Source organism: Cognatundibacterium luofuense (assembly GCF_018139685.1).
Classification (GTDB): domain Bacteria; phylum Pseudomonadota; class Gammaproteobacteria; order Burkholderiales; family Burkholderiaceae_D; genus Undibacterium; species Undibacterium luofuense.
In genome coordinates, this window is sequence record NZ_JAGSPN010000002.1 from 241,912 (window position 1) to 264,858 (window position 22,947).

At 52.6% G+C, this 22,947-nt stretch carries 19 protein-coding genes, 4 tRNA genes and 1 pseudogene; 7 read left to right on the plus strand and 17 right to left on the minus strand.

Going from position 1 to position 22,947, the window contains the following annotated elements:
* Positions 1-155: 155 nt before the first annotated feature.
* Positions 156-2,264, minus strand: a complete 2,109-nt coding sequence (gene uvrB / locus KDM89_RS04470) for an excinuclease ABC subunit UvrB (protein ID WP_212686753.1) — start codon at positions 2,262-2,264, stop codon at positions 156-158.
* A gap of 239 nt (positions 2,265-2,503) precedes the next feature.
* On the opposite strand from uvrB, the gene KDM89_RS04475 reads away from it, so the two are divergent.
* From KDM89_RS04475 to KDM89_RS23045, 5 genes and pseudogenes are all read left to right on the plus strand, one after another.
* Positions 2,504-3,718, plus strand: a complete 1,215-nt coding sequence (locus tag KDM89_RS04475) for an amino acid aminotransferase (RefSeq protein ID WP_212686754.1) — start codon at positions 2,504-2,506, stop codon at positions 3,716-3,718.
* A 65-nt stretch (positions 3,719-3,783) separates the two neighbouring features.
* Positions 3,784-3,859, plus strand: a tRNA-Asn gene (locus KDM89_RS04480).
* Between the two features lie 71 nt (positions 3,860-3,930).
* Positions 3,931-4,006 (plus strand) — tRNA-Asn (locus KDM89_RS04485).
* Between the two features lie 92 nt (positions 4,007-4,098).
* Positions 4,099-4,174 (plus strand) — tRNA-Asn (locus tag KDM89_RS04490).
* A gap of 1,238 nt (positions 4,175-5,412) precedes the next feature.
* Positions 5,413-6,138: pseudogene (locus KDM89_RS23045) on the plus strand (methyl-accepting chemotaxis protein); the annotation flags it as partial.
* A gap of 766 nt (positions 6,139-6,904) precedes the next feature.
* Here KDM89_RS23045 and KDM89_RS04500 read toward each other — a convergent pair.
* The 12 genes from KDM89_RS04500 to KDM89_RS04555 all read right to left on the minus strand — a co-directional run bounded on the left by KDM89_RS04500 (position 6,905) and on the right by KDM89_RS04555 (position 18,423).
* Positions 6,905-7,252, minus strand: coding sequence for a MerR family transcriptional regulator (locus KDM89_RS04500; protein ID WP_230427664.1), 348 nt, complete (start codon positions 7,250-7,252; stop codon positions 6,905-6,907).
* 37 nt (positions 7,253-7,289) lie between these two features.
* Positions 7,290-7,703, minus strand: a complete 414-nt coding sequence (locus tag KDM89_RS04505; RefSeq protein ID WP_212686757.1) for an integration host factor subunit alpha — start codon at positions 7,701-7,703, stop codon at positions 7,290-7,292.
* Positions 7,704-7,745: 42 nt separating this feature from the next.
* A complete protein-coding gene (pheT, locus tag KDM89_RS04510; protein WP_212686758.1) occupies positions 7,746-10,160 on the minus strand; it encodes a phenylalanine--tRNA ligase subunit beta in 2,415 nt (804 codons plus the stop codon).
* 40 nt (positions 10,161-10,200) lie between these two features.
* Entirely contained in the window at positions 10,201-11,217 is a 1,017-nt protein-coding gene (gene pheS / locus KDM89_RS04515; protein ID WP_212686759.1) for a phenylalanine--tRNA ligase subunit alpha, read from the minus strand.
* Positions 11,218-11,341: 124 nt separating this feature from the next.
* On the minus strand, positions 11,342-11,701 hold the full coding sequence (gene rplT / locus KDM89_RS04520) for a 50S ribosomal protein L20 (protein ID WP_189355576.1): 360 nt from the start codon (positions 11,699-11,701) through the stop codon (positions 11,342-11,344).
* A gap of 24 nt (positions 11,702-11,725) precedes the next feature.
* Entirely contained in the window at positions 11,726-11,923 is a 198-nt protein-coding gene (rpmI, locus tag KDM89_RS04525) for a 50S ribosomal protein L35 (RefSeq protein ID WP_189355577.1), read from the minus strand.
* A 163-nt stretch (positions 11,924-12,086) separates the two neighbouring features.
* Positions 12,087-12,623: a translation initiation factor IF-3 gene (infC, locus tag KDM89_RS04530; RefSeq protein WP_189355578.1), complete on the minus strand. Its 537-nt coding sequence runs from the start codon at positions 12,621-12,623 to the stop codon at positions 12,087-12,089.
* 58 nt (positions 12,624-12,681) lie between these two features.
* Positions 12,682-14,592 (minus strand): threonine--tRNA ligase, encoded by a 1,911-nt coding sequence (gene thrS, locus KDM89_RS04535; protein WP_212686760.1) that lies wholly within the window; start codon positions 14,590-14,592, stop codon positions 12,682-12,684.
* 197 nt (positions 14,593-14,789) lie between these two features.
* A tRNA-Val gene (locus KDM89_RS04540) sits at positions 14,790-14,866 on the minus strand.
* 60 nt (positions 14,867-14,926) lie between these two features.
* The gene (locus tag KDM89_RS04545) at positions 14,927-17,167 is read right to left on the minus strand and encodes a RelA/SpoT family protein (RefSeq protein WP_212686761.1); all 2,241 of its coding nucleotides are present in this window, start codon (positions 17,165-17,167) and stop codon (positions 14,927-14,929) included.
* Between the two features lie 26 nt (positions 17,168-17,193).
* Positions 17,194-17,544 carry a RidA family protein gene (locus tag KDM89_RS04550; RefSeq protein ID WP_212686762.1) on the minus strand — a complete coding sequence of 117 codons (351 nt, stop codon included), beginning with the start codon at positions 17,542-17,544 and terminating at the stop codon, positions 17,194-17,196.
* Between the two features lie 12 nt (positions 17,545-17,556).
* Positions 17,557-18,423 (minus strand): alpha/beta fold hydrolase, encoded by an 867-nt coding sequence (locus KDM89_RS04555; protein ID WP_230427665.1) that lies wholly within the window; start codon positions 18,421-18,423, stop codon positions 17,557-17,559.
* Between the two features lie 150 nt (positions 18,424-18,573).
* Here KDM89_RS04555 and KDM89_RS04560 point away from each other — a divergent pair, with 150 nt between their 5' ends.
* Entirely contained in the window at positions 18,574-19,368 is a 795-nt protein-coding gene (locus KDM89_RS04560; protein ID WP_212686763.1) for a 3-hydroxybutyrate dehydrogenase, read from the plus strand.
* A 258-nt stretch (positions 19,369-19,626) separates the two neighbouring features.
* Here the strand turns inward: KDM89_RS04560 and KDM89_RS04565 are convergent, their stop codons facing one another.
* Positions 19,627-20,268: a CoA transferase subunit B gene (locus tag KDM89_RS04565; RefSeq protein ID WP_212686764.1), complete on the minus strand. Its 642-nt coding sequence runs from the start codon at positions 20,266-20,268 to the stop codon at positions 19,627-19,629.
* A gap of 19 nt (positions 20,269-20,287) precedes the next feature.
* Positions 20,288-20,992, minus strand: a complete 705-nt coding sequence (locus KDM89_RS04570; RefSeq protein WP_189355584.1) for a CoA transferase subunit A — start codon at positions 20,990-20,992, stop codon at positions 20,288-20,290.
* 130 nt (positions 20,993-21,122) lie between these two features.
* Between KDM89_RS04570 and KDM89_RS04575 the strand changes: the two genes are divergently transcribed.
* A complete protein-coding gene (locus tag KDM89_RS04575; RefSeq protein ID WP_212686765.1) occupies positions 21,123-21,686 on the plus strand; it encodes a LuxR C-terminal-related transcriptional regulator in 564 nt (187 codons plus the stop codon).
* Position 21,687: 1 nt separating this feature from the next.
* On the opposite strand, the gene KDM89_RS04580 is transcribed toward KDM89_RS04575, so the two are convergent.
* A complete protein-coding gene (locus tag KDM89_RS04580) occupies positions 21,688-22,140 on the minus strand; it encodes an acyl-CoA thioesterase (protein WP_212686766.1) in 453 nt (150 codons plus the stop codon).
* Between the two features lie 2 nt (positions 22,141-22,142).
* Complete coding sequence (locus tag KDM89_RS04585) at positions 22,143-22,919, minus strand: SDR family oxidoreductase (RefSeq protein WP_212686767.1); 777 nt, start codon at positions 22,917-22,919, stop codon at positions 22,143-22,145.
* Positions 22,920-22,947: the final 28 nt, after the last annotated feature.

The window sequence follows — 22,947 nt, forward strand, 5'->3', positions numbered from 1 at the left end:
TGGCTGGCTCAGCCCTCCCTGCGATGGCTGAAGCAGGCAAAAAAGACTGAAAAGAGTCTGAAAACACCCCAAATGCGGTGTTCAGCACAGCGATCCGGCGGTCGTCGACAGAAAGTCCGGGCCTCTGAAAAAGGCGGATGCGGACTTCTGCACAATCAACCCTGTCCGCCGGCGATCTGGTTCACTTCATCGTGCCCGCCGGCGCCGAACAGCAAGTCTTTGAGTTTCGCCAGTTCATCACGGACTTTGGCCGCTTTTTCGAACTCCAGATTTTTCGCGTGATCCAGCATTTGTTTTTCCAGACGCTTGATCTCTTTGCTGATCTGTTTCTCGCTCATGCTTTCATAGCGCGCCTGCTCTTCAGCCACTTTCTGTTCCGGCTGCGAAGACTTGTCGGAGTACACGCCATCGATAATGTCGCGGATTTGTTTCTGCACGCTCTTCGGTGTAATACCGTGTTCCAGATTGAAAGCAATCTGCTTGGTGCGGCGGCGTTCCGCTTCTTCCATCGCACGACGCATGGAATCGGTAATGCGGTCAGCGTACAGAATCGCTTTACCGTTCAGGTTACGCGCAGCCCGGCCTATGGTCTGAATCAGCGACCGTTCGGAACGCAGGAAACCTTCTTTATCCGCATCCAGAATGGCGACCAGCGACACTTCGGGAATATCCAGCCCTTCGCGCAACAGGTTAATCCCGACCAGCACATCAAAGGTACCGAGACGCAGATCACGGATAATTTCCACCCGCTCCACCGTATCAATATCGCTGTGCAGATAGCGTACTTTGATACCGTTATCGTTCAGGAATTCGGTCAGTTGTTCCGACATGCGCTTGGTCAGCGTCGTCACAAGTACACGCTCGCCTTTGGCAATACGCGCCACCGCTTCATTCATCAGATCATCGACCTGCGTGATCGCCGGACGCACTTCAATTTCCGGATCAACCAGACCGGTAGGACGCACCACCTGCTCCACCACCTGATCCGTGCGGCGCGCTTCGTAATCCGCCGGTGTCGCCGACACGAAAATCGTCTGGCGCATCTTGCCTTCAAATTCTTCAAACTTCAGCGGACGGTTATCCAGCGCCGATGGCAGACGGAAGCCGTAATCCACCAGATTCTGCTTACGTGCGCGGTCGCCGTTATACATGCCGTTCAGCTGACCGATCATCATGTGTGATTCATCGAGGAACATCAGTGCATCCGGCGGCAGATAATCGACCAGCGTTGGCGGCGGTTCACCCGGTGCAGCGCCGCTCAGATGGCGTGAATAGTTTTCGATGCCTTTGGTAAAGCCGATTTCCGCCAGCATTTCCAGATCAAAACGGGTACGCTGTTCAATGCGCTGCTCTTCGATCAGCTTGTTTTCACGCCGGAAAAAATCGAGGCGTTCCCGCAGTTCTTCTTTAATCGTTTCCACCGCGCGCAGCACAGTTTCACGCGGCGTGACGTAATGCGAACCCGGATATACGGTGAAGCGCGGAATCTTCTGTTTTACCTTGCCGGTCAGCGGATCAAACAATTGCAGCGATTCAATCTCATCGTCAAAGGTATCGACCCGCACCGCCAGTTCCGCATGTTCAGCCGGAAAGATATCAATCGTGTCACCGCGTACGCGGAAAGTGCCGCGCGAAAAATCCATTTCATTGCGGGTGTACTGCATCTGAATCAGGCGGGCAATGATGTCGCGCTGGCTGACCTTGTCTTTGGCGCGCAGCGTCAGAATCATTTTGTGGTATTCGCTAGGATTACCGATACCGTAGATCGCGGACACCGTCGCCACAATCACCACGTCGCGCCGCTCCATCAGCGATTTGGTGCAGGACAGACGCATTTGCTCGATATGTTCATTGATCGCAGAATCTTTCTCAATGAACAAGTCGCGCTGCGGCACATAGGCTTCCGGCTGGTAATAATCGTAGTAAGACACGAAATACTCAACCGCATTTTTCGGGAAAAATTCACGGAACTCGCTGTATAACTGCGCCGCTAGCGTTTTATTTGGCGCAAACACAATCGCCGGACGGCCACAGCGCGCAATCACATTCGCCATCGTGTAAGTCTTACCGGAACCGGTCACACCCAGCAGGGTCTGGAACGATAAGCCATCCTGTATGCCTTCGGTCAGGCTGGCAATCGCTGTCGGCTGGTCACCGGCCGGCGGGAAAATTTCATACAGGGCAAACGGAGAATCCGGAAAAGTACGGAATTTTGATTCATCATAGCCTTCCGTATTTGCCATATTCACTGGTGCGACCGCCATCGTGACTCTTCCTTTGTTAAAATGTCCGGCTATCCGGGTATTACGCGAAGCACAATCCGCAGGCCATCCGCCTGCACTCAGGTACCACCCGTACTGTCATTGTGTTGAATGCTGCATATCGTGCGTCAATGATTTGTGTAATCCCCCGCTGCTTTCACGGCAAAGAACCGGAAAAGCCGGACCACAGTTTTATTTCAACCACTTCTGTCACTGACACAGAAACATTTCATATTATCACGATGACTGCTACCGCAACTTCTACCCTGTTTTCCGCGATTGACATGGCTCCGCGGGACCCGATTCTGGGCGTCACTGAAACCTTCAATGCCGATACCAACCCGTCCAAAGTCAACCTCGGTGTTGGCGTTTACTATGACGATAACGGCAAAGTCCCGCTGCTGGCCTGCGTGCAAAAAGCCGAAGCCCTGCTGATGGAAAAAGCCGCACCACGCACTTATCTGCCGATCGAAGGTCTGGCAGCGTATGACCGTGCCGTGCAGGATCTGGTATTCGGCGCTGACAGCGCAGTAGTACGGGAAAAACGTGCGATCACGGCACAGGCCATCGGCGGCACCGGTGCACTGAAGCTGGGCGCTGACTTCCTGAAACGCTTTTCTCCGGATGCACAAATCTATATCAGCGATCCGAGCTGGGAAAACCACCGTGCGCTGTTTGAATCTGCCGGTTTTCAGGTCAACACCTATCCTTACTACGATGCCAGTACCCGTGGCGTGAATTTCGACGGCATGCTGCAGGCGCTGCAAACCATGCCAGCGGGTTCTGTCGTTGTACTGCACGCTTGCTGCCACAACCCGACCGGCGCGGACCTCAGCGATGCGCAATGGACACAAATCATTGAAGTGGTGACTACCCGCGGTCTGATTCCTTTCCTCGACATGGCATATCAGGGCTTTGGCGAAGGTATCGAAGCAGATGGTCAGGTTGTGCGTCGCTTTGCTGATGCAGGCGGCCCGCTGTTTGTATCGAACTCGTTCTCTAAATCGTTCTCGCTGTATGGCGAACGTGTCGGCGCACTGAGCATCGTCGCTGCCAGCGCAGAAGAAGCAGCGCGCGTGATGTCGCAACTGAAACGTGTGATCCGTACCAATTACTCCAACCCACCATCACACGGTGGTCAGGTCGTTGCTACCGTCCTGTCCACACCGGAACTGCGTCAGCTGTGGGAAGACGAACTGGCAGGCATGCGTGTCCGTATCCGCGAAATGCGCGCAGCGTTTGTTGCCGGTCTGAAAGAAGCGGCGCCAAACCACAATTTTGACTTTGTAATGCAGCAACGCGGCATGTTCTCTTACTCCGGTCTGAGCAAAGAACAAGTCACCGTACTGCGCGAACAGCATTCCGTCTACGCGGTGGACACTGGCCGCATCTGCGTTGCAGCACTGAACAGCAAAAACATCGGCCACGTGCTGAGTGCCATCGCACAGGTGCTGTAATCGTCTAAAGCGCCGGGGCAGATATTGACAAGGATTACTCACGTCCCTATAATGTCTGTCTCTGTTCCCTGATAGCTCAGTCGGTAGAGCGACGGACTGTTAATCCGCAGGTCCCTGGTTCGAGTCCAGGTCGGGGAGCCAAAGAATTCAAGTTGGCAATGAACTTAAAAATAATCATTGCAATGTAAAAAGTTTTGAAGCAAAGCTTCTGTTCCCTGATAGCTCAGTCGGTAGAGCGACGGACTGTTAATCCGCAGGTCCCTGGTTCGAGTCCAGGTCGGGGAGCCAGAATTCAAGGCTTAACGCTTGTTAAGCCTTTTTTATTCCAGTCAGCAGCAAACGGATAAGAAAAATTGCTGCAGTTGGTTGTACAAGTTTGATCCCTGATAGCTCAGTCGGTAGAGCGACGGACTGTTAATCCGCAGGTCCCTGGTTCGAGTCCAGGTCGGGGAGCCAAAATTTAAAGGCTTAACTTAGGTTAAGCCTTTTTTATTCGCCGCACGGTTTTACCCGTTATTCTATTGTCAGAACGCGTCATTCTGAATCCCATCTGACGCCGCATCTATCGCTATCATGCAGTTCTGAAGGGCCCTCAGACTGTTTCGTTATACGCTTATTTCACTTACATTTAGTCACAATTCAGTCATATTGCTCACGTAGTATTGCCGCGAATCAACTCAAGGCAATACCCTACCGTGAACACACTATTCTCCCCCGCCATACGCCTCGCGCGCCGCTTTCATATCGCACACAAAGTCAGCTTTATCGCAATTGCTTTTGCGATACCGCTGCTGATTGTGGTTGGATTACTGATTGCCGAAATGAATCAGGGCGTACGTGCAGCTTCCGAAAAACTGGATGCGCTGACCAGCATTCAGCAGCAGGAAAAACTGGTACTGACTTTATCCGGCTTACGCAGCCTGCAGCATCGTCAGATCATGGGCAATAAAGAACTGTCAGATAGCATCAGGCAATCAGAGCAAGCACTGGCGGCGTTTGCAGAAAACGAAAGTACCAAAGCCATCCTGACAACGCTGCAGCAAAGCATCCGTCAGGAAAACATCAAAGCACCGGCCTTATTTGCGGCTTACACCAAAGCCATTAACACGGTACGGGAGCAGCAGGCGAGCATCGCACAACAGTCAAAGTTATCACTCGACAGTGATGCGATGAATCACAGTCTGGCCAGTCTGAGCCTGCAAGCCCTGCCTGCCCTGCGTGAAAAAGTCGATGTGATGGCTGCACGCGGCGCTGCTTACATCGATTCCGGTTTGTTTGAAGCCGGTGAAGATGTGATGCTGAACTCTTTGTCCATGCAGGCACAAGTCGATATCGCGCAATTACTGCAAACCAGCAGCACCCTGAAAGAGCACGATGCAGCATTTGCAGCAGACCATGAGCAAATACAAAAAACCAGCGAACTGACACGCCGCTTCTTTGAACGCGCCAAAGATGAAGTGCTGGCGTCGGTAAATCAGACTTCCGGCAAAGAATTCAGCGAAGCCGGCGCACAGGTACTCGGTGCCCTGCAGCAAACGCAGCAACAGACAGAACAACAACTGACTGGTCGTCTGACACAGGAGCAGACTGCACTGCAATTGCGTATGCTGGAAATTGTCGCCGGCATCATCATCCTGACCCTGATCGCCGCATATTTGCTGGTTGGCATGTATCTGGCATTCAGCGCCGATATCCGTCAGCTGACCCACAGCCTGCAGGAAACGGCGGCAGGAAATCTGTACGATCCGGTCAGTATCCGTGGTCAGGATGAATTATCCGCCCTGCTGCGCGCCATTGCCGATATGCGCCACGGCCTGAGCCAGATGGTGGAAAACATCCGTCAGAGTGCGCAGGAAATCGACACCATCGCACATGAAATCCATCAGGAAAATACCGACCTCGCTGAGCGTACCGCGAGCCAGGCAGATTCTGTGCAAAAAACCAGCAGCGCCATTTCAGAACTGACCAGTTCAACTCAGGAAAATGCCGCCAATCTGGCGCAAGCCAATGCTGTGATCGCTGGTACCGCAACACAAGTACAGGAAGGTCTGAATGTGATGCGGAGCGCGATTGAATCGATGCAAAGTGTGACCCACAGTGCCAATCTGATTTCCGACATCATCAATGTGATGGATGGTATTGCATTCCAGACCAATATTCTGGCGCTGAATGCCGCTGTTGAAGCAGCCCGTGCCGGTCAGGAAGGTCGTGGTTTTGCGGTGGTTGCAAGTGAAGTGCGCAGCCTCGCGCAGCGCAGCGCGGAAGCGGCAAAAGAAATCAAACAATTGATTGACCGCTCAGGTCAGGCGATTTCACGCGGTAACGATATGATCGAAGCAGCAGGCAGCAGCATGAGCACGATCGCCACCGATGTGGCACAGGTTTCCGCATTGATTGAACAGATCGCAGGTGCAGGACGCGAACAAAGCGCAGGCATTTCCAGCGTCAATGAAACCATTGCCAGCATCGACAGCATCACCCAGCACAATGCCAGCCTGGTCAGCGAAGCAGCCCGCTCTGCCGCACAACTGGAGTCGGAAGCTGCAGCACTGAGCGCCGCCATCAGCGCCTTCCGCCCCGCTTCCGAACATATCCATCAATACGAAAATCCGTCTGTGTACGGTGCAATGAAAAAGAAACCAGCGCTTGCCGGCGCCAACCATAACAGTAATCCGCGTTTAGCGTAAGCGCTGCCATGCGGAGCTGCCATGCTCCGCTATCCCTCGCTCTTACAAACGCACCATGAATAACAAGGCCGCACGGATTGCGGCCTTGTTATTTTGATCAACGGTGTAAGCAACTCGGCAGAGGTACTGCCAGAAAATCTGCCAGTTCACTTTATTCCGTTACGTTTCTATCCCCAGCAGCCAGCCACCGTCAGCGCTGCGATGGCGAATTGCATTGTGCAAAAATCGTCATTTTGATTTTTCTGAGGCCCGGACTTTCTGCCGACGACCGCCGGATTGCTATGCAGAACTGCGCACTCAGGCTGCTTTTGACTCCGTTTCGGCCTTCCGGAAGCGGTACCGTAGCAACCGCACGAATATCCGGTCCGCGCTGGTCATGTCACGCCAGTGCCCATCATCTCAGAACACATAAAAAAACACCGCCTTCTTTACAGGAAGCGGTGTTCTTTTTTGCCGGTAAGGCAGGTGTTTTACTGGAAAACGGTGTTGTACCGTATTTTCAGACTGCAGCCGGTTCGCGCAGCAATGCCAGAATCGCAGTCAGTTCGGCACGGACTTCGTGCAGGCTGATTTCCGGTTCGGCATGGCCACTGCCTTTTGCTTTTGGCCCCGCCAGCTTATTACGCGCACCATTAATCGTGAATCCAAGGTCATACAGCAATTCACGGATACGGCGCACCAGCAACACTTCGTGATGCTGGTAATAGCGACGGTTACCGCGCCGCTTGACCGGCTTCAGTTGTGAAAACTCTTGCTCCCAGTAACGCAGAACATGGGCTTTCACACCGCATAAATCGCTGACTTCCCCGATCGTAAAATAACGTTTTGCCGGAATCGGGGGCAACATACTGGTTGGTATCCTGCTCTCTGTCATACTCTGCCACTCAGGCTACATTCACATGGTTAGCGGAATTAGCGTCGTCGACCATGCCCTTCAGTTTCTGACTGGCATGGAAAGTGACGACGCGGCGTGCGGTGATCGGAATTTCTTCACCGGTTTTCGGATTACGTCCCGGGCGCTGAGGTTTGTCGCGTAACTGAAAATTCCCGAATCCCGACAGCTTGACCGATTCACCACGCTCCAGTGCATCGCGGATCTCATCAAAGAAGGTTTCCACCATGTCTTTTGCTTCACGCTTGTTCAGGCCAACATGTTCAAACAGCAACTCTGCGAGTTCTGCTTTAGTCAGCGTCGGCAGTTCTTTTTCTGCCTGCGAACGCGCTTTGGCTGCCTGAACAGCGCGTGATAAATCAGCATCAAGTACCGACTGAAATTCAGCGGAATTTACGTCATTCATTGTCAAACTTCTCTCACCTATAAGACTGGCTGAACGCAATTATTAACGCAACTTCGCAGCATACTGCTGACCGGCTGCCGTTGTCAAAGCTGCCATAGCGGCTTCAACCTGCTCATCCAGCAAAGTCGCCTGAGTATCTTGTAAGCTGAAGCGGAAAGCAAGGCTTTTCTCATCCTCGCCCAGGCCTTTGCCACGGTACTCATCGAACAAACGTACAGACTGCACAATCGCACAGGCAGGATCTTTGGCACGGGTCTGACTGAAGCAATCCAGCAGAGACTGTACAGCAACGTCCTGACGCACCACCAGTGCCAGATCGCGGCTGACCGCCTGGAACTTGGAGATTTCCTGATATACCGGCACGTCGACATTCTGCAGTGCAGCCACATCCACTTCAAACACCACCGGCGCTTGCGGCAATTCGTATTTTTGCTGCAGCTTAGGATGCAGTTCACCGATCACGCCAATGACTTTGCCATCGAGTTCAATGCTGGCGGAACGTCCCGGATGCAGAGCGACGTGTTCTGCTTTCACAAAACGCAGGGTCTTCGGCGCGAACAATGCTTCCAGATCGGCTTTCACGTCAAAGAAATCAACCTGACGATCTGCAGCACCCCATTGCTCTTCCTGTACTGGGCCATAAGCCAGTGCAGCCAGACGCTTAGGCTGGTGATAGCCTGCAACAGTCAGCGGGCCATCGCTGACCTGCGCATCTTTCAGATACACAGCACCGATTTCGAACACGCGAACACGGTTCAGTTTACGGTTAATGTTGTAACGCGCATTCGCCACCAGACTGCTGATCAGCGTGGTACGCATCACACTCATCTGGCTGGCAATCGGATTCACAACACGGACCGGGCTGGCATTCGCCGCAAAATCCAGTTCCCAGCTTTCATCCACAAAGCTGTAATTCACCACTTCCTGATAATCCTGATCAGCGATCAGACGGCGGATAGCGAACTGAGAACGGTGGTTTTCCGGCGCAATACGCATCACATGCTCTGCCACCGGCGGCAGCGCAGGAATGTTTTCAAAGCCGTAAACACGTGCGACTTCTTCAATCAGATCTTCTTCGATTTCAATATCGAAACGATAGGATGGCGGCACCACGTGGAAAACGCCGTCAGTCAGCGTGAATTCCAGTTTCAGACGTGTGAACACATCAGCAATCTGCGCATCTGTCAGTGCAACGCCAATCACTGTACGAGCACGATCGGCACGCATTGCCACAGGATTGCGTTCTGGCAAACGGGTCACCAGGTCAGTCACAGGACCAACCTGACCACCGCAGATTTCCACGATCAGTGCAGTAATGCGTTCGATATGCTCAACGATGCTCGCGAAATCGACGCCACGCTCAAAGCGGTGCGCTGCATCGGTCGAGAAATTCAGTTTGCGGGCACGACCCTGAATCGCATCCGGCCACCAGAATGCAGCTTCCAGATAAATGTTTTGTGTATCCAGCGTGACCGCACTGTCGTCACCACCCATGATACCCGCCAGTGATTCCACCGCCTTATCATCGGCGACCACACCGAACCACGGATTCAGTGTCACGGTGTTACCGTTCAGCAGCTTCAGCGTTTCGCCCTCTTTTGCCCAGCGTACAGTAATGCCGCCATGCATTTTGTCGAGGTCAAACACGTGCGAAGGACGACCCAGTTCCAGCATCACGTAGTTGGAAATATCCACCAGTGCGGAAATCGAACGCTGACCACAGCGCTCCAGACGCTGTTTCATCCAGTCCGGCGTCGCAGCTTTTGCGTTAACACCACGAATCACGCGACCGGCGAAACGACCGCACAGATCAGGCGCTTCAATTTTCACTGGCACAGTTTCAGTCAGTGTGACCGGTACTTCTTTTGTCGTTGGCAAATGCAGAGGTGTTCCGGTCAGCGCAGACACTTCACGCGCCACACCGAGAACCGACAAACAGTCCGCTTTGTTCGGTGTCAGTTTGATCGTGAATTTCAGGTCGTTCAGCTGATAGTAGTCACGGAAATTCATGCCGACCGGCGCATCCGATGGCAGCTCCAGCAAACCACCGTGCTCTTCAGACAGCTTCAGTTCACGTGCGGAACACAGCATACCCTGTGATTCCACACCGCGCAGCTTGCCGACTTTGATCAGGAATGGCTTGCCATCTGCACCCGGTGGCAATACTGCGCCAGCGGTCGCGCAAGGAATACGCAAACCAACGCGCACGTTCGGTGCACCGCAAACGATATTCAGTAAAGTGCCGGTACCAACATCCACCTGACACACATTCAAACGATCCGCATCCGGATGCTTCACCACTTCACGTACTTCAGCCACCACCACATTGGTGAAAGGAGGAGCAACCGGCTCAACTTCTTCCACTTCAAGGCCAGACATCGTCAGCAGATGGGACAGCTCATCCGAAGTCAACTTCGGATCGACCATGGTACGAAGCCAGTTTTCAGAAAATTGCATAATTCAGCTCTGTCTAATGAGATTAATTCGGTTGTCGGGATCAGTTGAACTGCTTCAGGAAACGCAGATCACCCTCGTAGAACAGGCGCAGATCGTTCACACCATAGCGCAGCATCGTCAGACGCTCCAGACCGGAACCGAACGCGAAACCGATATATTTTTCCGGGTCCAGACCCATATTGCGGATCACGGAAGGATGCACCTGACCTGAGCCGGAAACTTCCAGCCAGCGACCTTTCAGCGGACCGCTGCCGAAAGCGATATCAATCTCTGCTGATGGTTCGGTGAACGGGAAATAGGATGGGCGGAAACGCACTTGCAGATCATCGGTTTCAAAGAAAGCACGAACGAAATTCAGGTACACACCTTTCAGATCAGCAAAGCTGATGTTTTCAGCAATCCACAGGCCTTCAACCTGATGGAACATTGGAGAGTGTGTCGCATCGCTGTCTACGCGATAGGTACGTCCCGGCGCGATTACTTTGATCGGCGGCTGGTTCGCACGTGCGTAACGCACTTGCATAGGGCTGGTGTGGGTACGCAGCAGCAACTGGTTACCCTGGCTGTCATGCCCGTCCACATAAAAAGTATCCTGCATCGAACGTGCCGGATGGTTTTCCGGGCTGTTCAGCGCAGTAAAATTGGTCCAGTCATTTTCGATTTCCGGGCCGTCTGCCACGTCGAAACCGATAGAACGGAAAATCTCTTCAATCCGCTGCCATGTGCGCATTACCGGGTGAATACCACCAACACCACGGCCACGGCCAGGCAGGGTCACATCAATTGCCTCTGCATTCAGGCGCGCCTGCAACTGAGCATTTGCCAGCGCATCGCGGCGCTCGGTTAGCGCATTTTCAATCTGTGTTTTGGCAGCATTAATCACTGCTCCCTGTGCTTTACGCTCTTCCGGTGCCAGTTTCCCCAGGCTTTTCATGAGTTCGGTTATCTGGCCGCTTTTTCCCAGATATACCGCTTTGGCGTTTTCGAGCGCTGCAGCATCCGGTGCTGCAAGAAAATCAGCACGGGCCTGGCTGACAATTTGATCTAATGAATTCATGCGTTGTTCCCGCTGACTAGAAGCTGAATGAAAAACTGAAAACAAAACGGGGCACAGGAATCAACCTTTGCCCCGTTTGCTGTGGCTGACCAGTGAAAGTCAGCCAGCGCGACTGTAAGTCAGATTACGCTGCCAGGTTGGCTTTAACTTGGTTCACAATAGCAGCGAAAGCAGCTTTGTCAGTTACAGCCATGTCAGCCAGCACTTTACGGTCGAGTGCAATCGCGGCTTTTTTCAGGCCGTTCATGAACACGCTGTAAGTGATGCCGTGTTGACGTGCACCAGCGTTGATACGCGCGATCCACAGTGCGCGGAATACACGTTTTTTGTTGCGGCGGTCACGGTATGCGTATTGGCCAGCGCGCATAACTGCTTGCTTAGCAATACGGAATACTTTACTGCGACGACCACGGTAACCTTTTGCAAGGTTCAGAACTTTTTTATGACGGGCACGAGCTGTAACCCCACGTTTTACTCTAGGCATAATTACTCCTTAACGGTGTTGAGGTTAAGCACTTGGCATCATACGTGCCACGGATTCCATATTGGTGCTGTGAACACCTACGGCACCGCGCAGCTGACGTTTGTTTTTGGTCGTTTTCTTAGTCAGAATGTGACGTTTGAACGCTTGACCACGTTTTACAGTACCGCCCGGACGGACGCGGAAGCGCTTTTTCGCGCTGCTTTTCGTCTTCATTTTTGGCATAGCATCTCTGTCTTTTCGACAGCTCCGTTATATATGATGGTAGGTGGCAGCAAATTCACTGCTCTTGGATGCCTACTTCTCACTTATTAGTGCAGTCTGTTTCCAGACTGCATTCTGCCCGGCAGATTCACCGGGCGAATTCTGTAATATCGGTAAAACCGGATTACTTTTTCTTCTTCGGTGCCAGAACCATCACCATCTGACGGCCTTCCACTTTCGGGAATTGCTCAACCTGGCCATATGGCTCCAGATCTTGCTTCAGGCGCTCCAGCATACGCACACCGATATCCTGGTGAGCCATTTCACGACCGCGGAAACGCAGTGTGATTTTGGTCTTATCACCTTCCTCGAGGAACTTAATCAGGTTACGCAGCTTGATGTTGTAATCGCCATCGTCTGTACCCGGACGGAATTTAATCTCTTTCACCGAAATGACTTTTTGTTTCATTTTGGCTTCATGAGCTTTTTTCTGCTCCTGATACTTGAACTTGCCGTAATCCATCAGGCGGCAAACCGGAGGTTGCGCGTTAGGCGCAATTTCAACGAGGTCAACTTCAGCCTCTTCCGCCAGGCGGAAGGCTTCACTTAATTTCACGATACCCAGAGGTTCGTTATCAACGCCGGACAGTCGCACTTCAGATGCGTTGATTTCCCCGTTGATACGATGTGTCTTATCGGTAGCTATTGCCGTTTCCTTCAAAAAAAATAATCAAAGCCGTGCTGCCCCGCTTTACCGGCGGGGCTGCCCTGACAACGGATTACACCTTGGTTGATACCTCGTCCTGAAGACGGGAAATAAAGGCTTCGAGCGACATAACGCCCAGATCCTGATTGCCACGTGTACGCACAGCGACAGTGTTTGCATCACGCTCTTTATCACCGACGACAACGATGTACGGTAATTTTTGCATAGAATGCTCGCGTATTTTATAGGTAATTTTCTCGTTGCGCAAATCAGCGTTCGCTCTAAATCCTTGTTTTCTCAGGATTTCAGCAAGGTTTTTCGCGTATTCAGCCTGCGCATCGGAAATATTCAGCACCGAAATCTGCACCGGAGCCAGCCACAACGGCAATGCACCAGCGTGATTTTCGATCAGGATACCGATAAAACGCTCCATCGAACCAACAATTGCACGGTGCAGCATCACTGGCACTTTACGACTGTTATCGTCCGCAACATATTCCGCACCCAGACGACCCGGCATAAAGAAGTCGACCTGCATCGTACCCACCTGCCATGGACGACCCAGACTATCTTTCAGGTGATATTCGATTTTAGGTCCATAGAACGCACCTTCACCCGGCAACTCTTCCCACTGTTCCACACCACAGGCACGCAGACCGGCGCGCAGAGTTTCCTCCGCACGATCCCAGACTTCATCGGTACCGATACGGTTTTCAGGACGCAGCGCCAGCTTGATCGAAATATTCTTGAAACCGAAGTCCTGATAAACCTTCATCGCTTGCGGATGGAAAGCTGTCACTTCCGACTGAATCTGCTCTTCAGTACAGAAAATATGGCCATCATCCTGCGTAAAGCCGCGCACACGCATAATGCCGTGCAATGCACCGGAAGGTTCGTTGCGGTGACACTGACCGAATTCACCGAAGCGCAATGGCAGATCACGGTAAGACTTCATACCGGAATTAAAAATCTGCACATGTCCCGGGCAATTCATTGGTTTCAGCGCATACGAGCGATTTTCCGATTCTGTGACAAACATATTGTCTTTGTAGTTATCCCAGTGACCGGTTTTGCCCCACAAAGAACTATCCAGAATCTGCGGACCTTTCACTTCCTGATAACCGCAGTCCTGATACACCTTGCGCATGTACTGCTCTACTTGCTGCCAGACTGTCCAGCCTTTTGCATGCCAGAACACCAGGCCTGGCGCCTCATCCTGGAAGTGGAACAGATCCAGCGACTTACCCAACTTACGGTGATCACGCTTCTCTGCCTCTTCCAGCATATGCAGATACGCTTCCTGCTCTTCCTTTTTCGCCCAGGCAGTGCCATAGACACGCTGCAGCATTTCATTTTTCGCATCACCACGCCAGTAAGCACCGGCCAGTTTCATCAGCTTGAATACTTTCAGCTTGCCGGTTGACGGTACGTGCGGCCCACGGCATAAATCGGTGAAATTACCTTCGGTGTACAGAGAAACATCTTCACCTTGCGGAATCGAAGCAATAATCTCTGCCTTATAGTTTTCACCGATGGATTTGAAATACGACACTGCTTCGTCACGCGGCAGCACTTTGCGGGTGACCGGCTCATCTTTTTTCGCCAGTTCAGCCATTTTCTTCTCAATCGCCAGCAAATCGTCCGGAGTGAACGGGCGCTTGTATGAAAAGTCGTAATAAAAACCGTTTTCGATCACTGGGCCAATAGTGACCTGCGCATCAGGAAACAATTCTTTTACCCCATAAGCCAGCAAGTGCGCTGTCGAGTGACGAATAACTTCCAGACCGTCCGCATCCTTATCAGTCACAATCGCCAGATCGGAATCTTGTTCAATCAGGAAGGAAGTATCCACAAGCTTGCCATCAACGCGGCCCGCCAGTGCTGCTTTTGCTAAACCAGCACCAATACTGGCTGCCACCTGGGCAACAGTTACCGGTGCATCGAACTGACGCAAAGAACCATCAGGAAGTTTTACTGAGATCATGTCACTCTCCAAGTGGCAAAATACAAAAGAAACGGAAAAATGCGGAAATTTCTGGACGAAAAAAAAGCACGGCTAGCCGTGCTTTTTCTTTTACTGAAAAACGAAAAAGAACCCTGACTAGCGTCACTCACAAACCAACAATGTGGTAGTTCGCGGTGTCATAACCGGGTTGCCTTTCTCGCTCTTATCTGAATTTGTGGTAGACACGATTGGACTCGAACCAACGACCCCTACCATGTCAAGGTAGTGCTCTAACCAGCTGAGCTACGCGTCTATAGGAGCAGCATTATAGCAAGGCCAACGAAAAAAGCTAGCCCTGCCGCGATATTTTATATTACTGCCGGCGAACTTCCAGAATACCAGTGACATCACGAATAGCATTCAATGCTTTAACCAACTGGGAAGTACCGCTGATTTCAACCGTAAATGACATTCTGGCCTGCGCTTTTGCGCTTTGCGTGTGAACACCGATCACGTTGATTTTCTCCTTCGACAACACTTCGGAAATATCGCGCAGCAAGCCCTGACGGTCCTGCGCAAGCACGAAAATATCAACAGGAAACACCGTATCGCGCACCTGATCACCCCAGGTGGTCTGAATCACGCGCTCAGGTGCCTTATTGCGCATTTCGGCAAAATTCTTGCAACTCAGCCTGTGGATCGACACACCTTTGCCGCGCGTGACAAAACCAACAATATCATCCGGCGGCGCAGGCTTGCAGCATCGCGCCAGTTGCGTCATCAGGCCATCCGTACCCACCACCAGCACACCGGATTTTGCTCCCTGAATCACGCTGGAAGCGCGGCTTTTATTGGTGATTTGCAATTCATCAGGCAGCTCAGGTTCTGGCGGCTGTTCGCGCAAAACCAGTTCAATCTGTCGCAGGCTGAACTCCTCCTTACCAACCGATAAGAATAATTCGTCGGGCGAAGCAAAACCCAGTTTGCGTGCAAGGTCTTCCAGATTGACCGCTGTCTTACCTTCCCGCTGCAGTGTTTTTTCAACCATCGCACGCCCTTCTGACAGGGTTTGCTGCTGGTCGATTGCATTGAACCATGCGCGGATTTTGCTGCGGGTCCGGGTGCTGACCGAGTATTCAGGACTCAGCCAGTCGCGCGATGGGCCTGTTTGCGGCGAGCCAGCTTTCAGCGTGATGATTTCCACCGTCTGACCATTCTGCAAACGGGTATTCAGCGGCACCATGATGCTGTCCACCTTCGCCCCACGGCAGCGATGTCCAACATCTGTATGTAATTGATATGCAAAATCCACCGGCGTGGCATTCGTCGGCAACTCAATCACTTTTGCCTGCGGCGTCAGCACATAAATACGGTCATCCAGCGAAGCAGATTTAAGTTTTTCCACCCATTCTTTTTGCACATCCTCATGTTCCACCACCGCATCGGCCACATCGGTTTTCCAGGCGAGCAACTGACGCAACCAGGCGATTTTTTCATCGTACTCCTGCGCCGTGAAATTAGAACCGCCGCTTTCTTTATAACGCCAGTGCGCTGCAACGCCGTACTCTGCGAACTGATGCATTTCACGGGTACGTATCTGCACTTCCAGCGGACGACCATCATCCACCATCACAACCGTGTGCAACGATTTATACCCGTTTGGTTTCGGACGCGAGATGTAATCGTCAAATTCTTTCGGAATCGGCGCCCATGCGTTATGCACGATACCGAGCACGGTATAGCAATCCTTAATATCATCAACAATCACACGGAAGGCACGGACATCGTACAGCTCACGGAAATCGACGGATTTCCCTTTCATCTTTTTCCAGATGCTGTAGATGTGTTTAGGCCGGCCTGACACTTCGGCGCGCACACCGGCTGCTTTCATCTCGGTATTCAGACGGGCAATCGAATTGACAACAAAGGATTCGCGCTCGACCCGTTTTTCTTCGAGCATTTTGGCAATGCGTTTGTACTGATCCGGTTCCAGAAAGCGGAACGATAAATCTTCCAGTTCCCACTTCAGTTGCCACACACCCAGACGATTTGCCAGTGGCGCATACAAATCCATGGTTTCGCTGGCGTACTGACGGGCGGCACCGTCTTCTTTTTTGACTTCGGCAAAATAGCGCAGAGTGGTGACACGCGACGCGAGCCGTATCAGCACCACCCGCATATCACTCGCCATTGCCAGCACCATTTTGCGCAGCGTTTCCATTTGCGCGGCGGCTTTGTCGGCCGCATCTTTACCTTTGCCCGGATCATGCTGTGTCAGCGCCGCTTCACGCAGACGTAACAGGCGACGTGTACCAGTGACCAGATCGGCAATTTCTGCACCAAAACGGGCTTCAATCTGCTCTGCTGCTTTCGGAGCCAGATCAGGCAATTCGAACAGCAATGCTGCAATCCGCGAATCCACATCCGTTCGCAGCATCGCCAGTGTGCTGGCCACGCCGCGTGAAAACGCCAGCGCATTCTGACCGGTAATCACAGCCTGTTCCTGATAATACGGCGTGACAAAATCCAGCGCAGCGATCAGTTTATCTTTGTCTGATTCAGACAGGCTTTCCAGTAACTGCGCTTCAGACTGGGCAACGGATGTAGAAACCATGGTGCGGTATATCTTTTCTTAATTTATTATTTCAGTGCAGCGGTAACAACCACTTCGATCAGCCAGGCCGGATCAGCCAGCGGCGCTTGCACAGTCGCACGTGGTGGCGTATTGCCAGCTGCAACCCATGTATCCCAGACTTCATTCATCGCGCCGATTTGCTGAATATCTTTCAGAAAAATCTGGCAGGACAAAATACGGGATTTATCGCTGCCGGCCTCATTCAGCAAGCGCTCTACATGACCCAGTACTTCACGGGTCTGGCCGTAAATATCCTGACTGACATCTTCCGGAATCTGACCGGCAAGATACACCACACCGTTGTAAATCGCGGCCTCGGACAAACGCGGACCAACATGCATGCGACGAATTTCCATAAACGTTCTCTCTTACTTTGCTAATAAAAAATCTTTCACGGCCTGAATTTGTTCAGGCTGCTGAAACATCGGCGCATGTCCAACGCCGTCAAATTCAGTCAGTGCTGCTTTCGGCCCGCGCTGCTGCATCTGCGCAGCAGTTTCCGGTGTCAGCAAATCCGATTCTGCACCGCGGATGAGCAAGGTGCGTGCCTGAATCGCGTCGTAAGCAGCCCACAAAGTTTGCTCCCCTGCTTTCAGTGCTTCCGGTGTTGCGTTGGCAAAGGCTTGCGACAGGCGCAAATCATAGTGACGACGCCAGCTGCCATCGGGATTCTGGCGCAATACATCACCAGCCATTTTGTCCCATTGCACATCGGAGTGCGGACCAAAAGAATCAGAAATCGCGCGGATATAGGCAACGGCTTCATCGCGGGTCGCAAAGCGCACATCATCACCGACATAGGTGCCAATGCGAGCCAGCGCTGCAGGGTCGAGTGCGGGTCCGACATCATTCAGCACCAGTTGCCGGATCGGCGAATCGTTCTGCGCCGCCAGTATCATACCGATCAGGCCGCCCATCGATGTTCCTACCCAGTCCACCTGTTCAGCATTCACACGCGCCAGTAAAGTAACCATATCACTGACGTACTGAGGAATCGCATAAAACGCCGGATTCGCCAGATGGCCGGAGTACCCACGCCCGACTACATCGGGACAGACCACGCGATAGGTATCGCAGAGACTGGTCGCCAGCGCATCGAAGTCTGAAGAAACACGGGTCAGCCCGTGCACGCATACCAGCACACGCGGATTATGCGGATCGCCCCATTCCTGATAAGCCATCCGGTGCAGACCGGCCGGTGACAGACATTGCACATCATGACGCCGGTATTCCATGTGGCTCTCCTTGTTAGCGCAGCTATGAACAGTGATACAACTTAATTTCTCTGACATTTTACCGAGCGCTGACATTAAAATCATTGATAATTTTCCCGATTCACCGTCAAACATTCTTTGAAACACACATCTCACACAGGAAGGAAAGCTATGACGACTGCGACATTGCGCGGTAAAACAGCGCTGGTAACTGGTTCCACCTCCGGCATTGGTCTGGGCATTGCCCGCAAACTGGCGGGTGCCGGTGCCAATGTGATTCTGAACGGCTTTGGTGATGCCGATGAGATTCGCCGCATCCGCGAAGACATCAGCGCCGCCTTCGGTGTGCAAACCGGTTATCACAATGCAGACCTCAGCATTGCCACTGAAATCAGCGCGATGATGGAATATGCGCAGGCTGAGTTCGGTGGCGTCGATGTGCTGGTGAATAATGCCGGCATTCAGCATGTGGCCAGTGTCGAGGATTTTCCGGTGGAAAAATGGGATGCGGTAATCGCAATCAATCTGACCGCCTGTTTCCACACCACCCGCCTTGCGCTACCGCTGATGCGTCAGAAAAACTGGGGCCGGATTCTGAATATCGCTTCGGTACACGGACTGGTGGCTTCCGCCAGCAAATCCGCTTACGTGGCAGCGAAACACGGTCTGATCGGTTTCACCAAAACGGTAGCACTGGAAACCGCGCAAACCGGTGTCACCTGTAACGCGATCTGCCCCGGCTGGGTTCTGACGCCACTGGTGCAAAAGCAAGTCGATGCACGCGCCGAACGCGATGGCCTGAGCAATGAAGAAGCGAAGAAAGCATTGCTGCTGGAAAAACAGCCATCCGGCGAATTCGTCACACCGGATCAGTTGGGTGAGCTGGCAGTTTTTCTGTGCAGTGACGCTGCCAGCCAGATTCGCGGTGCGGCGTGGAATATGGATGGCGGCTGGGCGGCTCAGTAAGCCTCCGCGCTATCCCCGCTCAGAACGCTGCTAACCCTTGTGGTGCGCAGCGTTTTTTCTTTGTCTGGCATGATGATTGTGCAGATATCCGCATGAGCACTTTTCGGAGAGCCGGACTTTCTGCCGACGACCGCCGGATCGCTATGCAAAAGTCCGCATTTGAGGCAGTTTCGGGCAATTTTGGGGCATTCTCCAGCCCCGCTGAACGAAAAAAGGGCGCAGCATGCTGCGCCCTGCACTACCGAAACGCCGACCGGCTTATCCCAGCAGGGAGAAGTCCAGTGCCGCTTCCGTTTTTGCAGCAATTTCTTCGCGGCTCACACCTTCCGCCAGCTCGACGACTTTCAAGCCTTGTGGAGTCACATCAATCACACCCAGATCAGTGATGATACGGTTCACCACACCGACACCGGTCAGCGGCAGATTGCACTGTTTCAGGATTTTCGGCGCATCGCCTTTAGCCACATGTTCCATCAGCACGACCACGCGGCCAACACCGGCCACCAGATCCATTGCGCCGCCCATGCCTTTGACCATTTTGCCCGGAATCATCCAGTTCGCCAGATCACCGTTTTCGCTGACCTGCATCGCGCCCAGAATCGCCAGATTGATTTTGCCGCCGCGTATCATCGCGAACGAATCTGCCGAACTGAAAATGGACGAACCCGCCAGTGTAGTCACTGTCTGCTTACCGGCATTGATCAGGTCTGCATCGACTTCGGCTTCCGTCGGGAAAGGGCCGATACCGAGCAAACCGTTTTCTGACTGCAGCCAGACTTCCATACCAGTCGGCACGTGATTCGCCACCAGCGTTGGCAAACCAATACCCAGATTCACGTAAAAACCGTCCTGCAATTCTTTTGCTGCGCGCGCAGCCATTTCATCACGATTCCATGCCATCGTTATCTCCTGATTCTGGTTAGGCTTCGGTTGGACGCACGGTGCGTTGCTCGATGCGTTTTTCCGGCGTCGCATTCACGACGATACGGTGGACGAAAATGCCCGGTGTATGCACTTCATCCGGATCAAAGCTACCGGTTTCCACCAGCTCTTCCACTTCCACCACCGTGATCTTGCCTGCCATTGCCACATTCGGATTGAAGTTTCGCGCAGTTTTGCGATACACCAGATTACCGGCTTTATCGGCTTTCCAGGCTTTTACCAGCGATACATCTGCCACTAGCGAACGTTCCATCACATATTGCTTACCATCGAATTCGCGGATTTCCTTGCCCTCAGCCACAATTGTGCCGACACCGGTACGGGTGAAGAATGCAGGAATGCCCGCGCCGCCGGCACGCAGTTTTTCAGCCAGCGTACCTTGTGGTGTGAATTCCAGCTCCAGTTCGCCTGCCAGATACTGACGTTCGAACTCTTTGTTTTCACCGACATAAGATGAAATCATCTTGCGGATCTGGCGTGTTGTCAGCAGCTGGCCGAGGCCAAAGCCATCCACACCGGCGTTGTTAGAAATCGCTGTCAAGCCTTTGACGCCACTGTCGCGCAGCGCGGCAATCAGCGCTTCCGGAATACCGCACAAACCAAAGCCGCCAACCGCAATCGTCTGATTATCTTTGACGATATCAGCCAATGCGCTTGCTGCATCGGGGAATACCTTGTTCATCCTTGTCTCCTTGATGGTTGAATCGCTGCTGCATCCATTGTGTAGCAGATAACGGGAACCGTTCTGCAGAATAATGACCTGCGTTATACTCCGCAATACCGTAAAACTACCTGACACCGACTGCCGCGCCATGCACCCTACGCTGCCCGACACCGATTTTGCTGATATTTTCCGCCTGGCACCCATCGGCATGTGTGTTTCGCGCCACCGTATTATCGTGGCCTGCAATGAAGCACTGGCAGAAATGTTCGGCTATCTGCCGCAGGAATTGTGTGGTCAGTCGTTTCAGATTCTGTATCCGAGTGCCGATGAGTTTGAACGCACCGGCGCACGGATCACGCCGATTCTGAACACGAAGGGTTCCTATTCTGATGAGCGTATTATGAAACGCGCCAGTCAGGAACTATTCTGGTGTCACGTATCCGGCCGTGCCCTGCATCGCGCAGATCCGCATGCCGAGGGTATCTGGACGTTTGAAGATTTAAGTGCGCGACGTCCGGTATCTGCCGAACTGACGCCGCGCGAACGCGAAATCGCCGCGCTGATTGTGGAGGGTAAAACCAGTAAGCTGATTGCGCGTCAGATTGATCTGAGCCCGCGCACGGTAGAGATGCACCGCGCCAAACTGATGAAAAAGTTCAGCGCTTCCACCTCCAGCGAACTCGTGCATAAATTGCTGGGTATCACTCGCTGATTCAGCGTACGCGACGGCCTTGCTGATCGCCTTTTAACTCTGCGTATTTGGTACGGATGGCATCCGGGAACGGCGTGCCTTTACCGGTTTTGCTGTCAACCCAGACAACGGTTGCGCCACCTTCGGCATACACTGCGTAACCGTCATTGACGGAACGCATTTCCTGCGCAGTCTCGAAGCTGCTTTTCCCGAGCGAATAAATATAGGTGCAGACCTCCACCTGATCCGGATAGGTCAGCGGCTTACGGAAATCACAACGGGCACTGACAATCACCGGACCATTGCCGTTTTCATCCGGCAGGCAACCCATCGCAGCCAGCCATTCAATCCGTGCCTGCTCCATGTAGCGGAAATACACGGTATTGTTAACATGCCCCAGTGCATCCATGTCACCCCAGCGCACCGGGATCGTCATGGTATGCACCAGTTTTTTTTCGTTACTTTGTTCAGTCATCTTTATTGCGCACTTAAACCATCATCTGCAGTGACGATGGTGCCATTCAAAAAGCGGGATTCTTCAGCAGCTAACAACAACAGCAAGCCATCCAGATCTTCAGGTGTACCAACGCGACGGCGCGGCAGCATATCAATCAGTTTCCGTCCCTGTTCAGTACGGAAATATTCTTCGTTAATTTCTGTCGAGATATAACCGGGACAAATCGCATTCACATTAATACCAAAACGCCCCCATTCCACCGCCATCGCTTTCGTCATATGAATAATGGCGGCTTTACTCATGCAGTAAATACCAATCTGCGGTAACACACGTAACCCGGCCACCGAGGCAATATTAACAATCCTGTGTTGCTTGCGCGGATCGCCTTTATGACGCGCGATCATGCGCTTTGCAGCCTCCTGTGCAACAAAGAAAGCGCCGCGCTGATTGGTATCCATTACATAAGCATAATCATCCGGCGTCACATCAATCAGCTTCTGCGTTGTTGACACACCAGAATTATTAATCAGGATATCAATCGGGCCTGCTTCAGTCTCAGCATGCGCAATCGCCGCCTTAATACTCGCGTAATCAGTGACATCTAGACTGACGACATGGGCTGCACCGCCCTCAGATTCGATTTCTGCACGTAATTCTTTTAAACGGTCGATACGGCGGGAAGCCAGCACCACCTGTGCACCGGCCTGTGCAAGCACTTTGGCAAAGCGTGCGCCAAGGCCACTGGAGGCGCCGGTTACTAATGCGATTTTCCCCTCAAAATTGACTTCCACTCCCATTCGCCGTCCCTCCTGTGCATTGATGTGG